Source organism: Streptomyces cahuitamycinicus (assembly GCF_002891435.1).
In the GTDB taxonomy this organism is placed as follows: Bacteria; Actinomycetota; Actinomycetes; order Streptomycetales; family Streptomycetaceae; genus Streptomyces; species Streptomyces cahuitamycinicus.
In genome coordinates this window covers 1-1,486 of the sequence record NZ_POUC01000817.1, presented here as the reverse complement: position 1 = coordinate 1,486, position 1,486 = coordinate 1, and the positions used below count along the sequence as shown (strand labels likewise).

The window sequence follows — 1,486 nt, the reverse complement described above, 5'->3', positions numbered from 1 at the left end:
CCTCCGACCTGACCAAGCCCGAGGACGCCCGATGAGCAGCCCCCAGTCCCAGACGCCGCAGGCCGCGCCCGCCTGGCAGGCGGCGCCCGGTTCCGCCCCGTACGCCGGCAGCCCCGGCTACACCTCGCCGATCCCGGTCGTGCGCACGCACCTCGGCAACGCCATTGCCTCCGAGTGGACGAAGATCAGGTCGGTGCGCTCCACCATGTGGACGCTCGGTGTGTTCGTCCTGCTCGTCATCGGCATCGGCACGCTGACCGGCGTGGTGGTGGCCAACTCCGACCCGGCCCTGGGCGGCGAGAGCCCCCTCGGGCTGGGCTTCTTCGGGCTGTTGCTGGGCAGCATGTGCATCATCACGCTAGGCGTGCTGACCACGGCCTCGGAGTACGGCACCGGCATGATCCGCACCACGATGGTCGCGTGCCCGAGCCGGGGCAGGGTGCTGGCGGCGAAGGCCGTGGTGTTCTTCCTGACCGCGTTCGTCGTGACGCTGGTGTCCGCGTCCCTCGTCGCCTTCCTGCATGTGGCGATGCTGGAGGGCGACGGCGCCAAGTCGCCCTCCGGCGGCGAGTGGCTGAAGGGCACGGTCGGCATCTCGCTCTACATCGCGCTGCTGGGCCTGCTCTCGCTCCTCATCGGTTCGATGATCAGGCACTCGGCCGGCGCCATCACGATCATGATCGGCGCCGTACTGGCCCCGCTGGTGATCGCGCTGTTCATGTTCTCGGAGTCGCTGCAGGGCCTGCGCGACGCCCTGTTCGAGTACTCGATCCCGAACCAGCTCAGCGTCTTCTACGCCAACTCCCTCAGCCAGTCCGGCCCGTCCGGCTGGGACCCGCTGTGGATCATCCTCGGCGCCACGGCCGTCGCGTTCGCCGGCGCCTTCGCGCTGCTGGAGAAGCGGGACGTCTGAGTCCACTCAGAACCTCGGCGCGTTACGGGACCGCTGCACCCCCGGGGTGCGGCGGTCCCGCGCGTTCCAGCAGGCCCTGTGCCAGTGCCGCCGGTCGTCGACGCCCGTGTGTTCCGCCCAGGCCACCACGTGCGGCACCCCGTCCGGGATCAGCTGGTCGCAGCCGGGGCAGCGGTAGGACTTGCCCTGCGCGCTCGCGCCGGCCACGTGCCGCACACTCCAGTTCTCGCCCTGCCAGTTCTCCGAGGACTGCCAGCCGCCGTAGCGGCCGGAGCGGTCGTCCTCCGCGCTCCGGCCGGACGAAGCGGCGCCCTTGGGTCGGTTGCGACGCGGGGACACGGGACACCTCTCGGGGCTATACAGGAAGCATGGGCGGCGTCCAGCCTACGCGGCGCGCAGAGGGGTTCTGGGCTCCCGACGGTTGACTGCGCACAGGCGTGTATGGGCGAGTGTCCGTGTTGTGGCGCGTGCGGACCCGTGGGCGGGAACGCAAGTTCTTCTGTCGAATGTGTGACCTTTTGCCCGTGGTGGTCGTTGAGACGTGCTGAGGGATGGGTGGGTCATGTCTCTTAT

At 69.8% G+C, this 1,486-nt stretch carries 2 protein-coding genes; one reads left to right on the top strand and one right to left on the bottom strand.

The window, feature by feature from the left end; genetic code table 11:
- Window positions 1–31 precede the first annotated feature (31 nt).
- The gene (locus tag C1J00_RS43140; RefSeq protein WP_102914204.1) at window positions 32–913 is read left to right on the top strand and encodes an ABC transporter permease subunit; all 882 of its coding nucleotides are present in this window, start codon (window positions 32–34) and stop codon (window positions 911–913) included.
- Between the two features lie 6 nt (window positions 914–919).
- On the opposite strand, the gene C1J00_RS43135 is transcribed toward C1J00_RS43140, so the two are convergent.
- The gene (locus C1J00_RS43135) at window positions 920–1,252 is read right to left on the bottom strand and encodes an Rv1322 family protein (RefSeq protein ID WP_102914203.1); all 333 of its coding nucleotides are present in this window, start codon (window positions 1,250–1,252) and stop codon (window positions 920–922) included.
- Window positions 1,253–1,486 lie beyond the last annotated feature (234 nt).

What these genes read in the sequence shown, in the direction of transcription:
- C1J00_RS43140 (WP_102914204.1), top strand. Translation starts at nt 32, where the DNA reads ATGAGCAGCCCCCAGTCCCAGACGCCGCAGGCCGCGCCCGCCTGGCAG.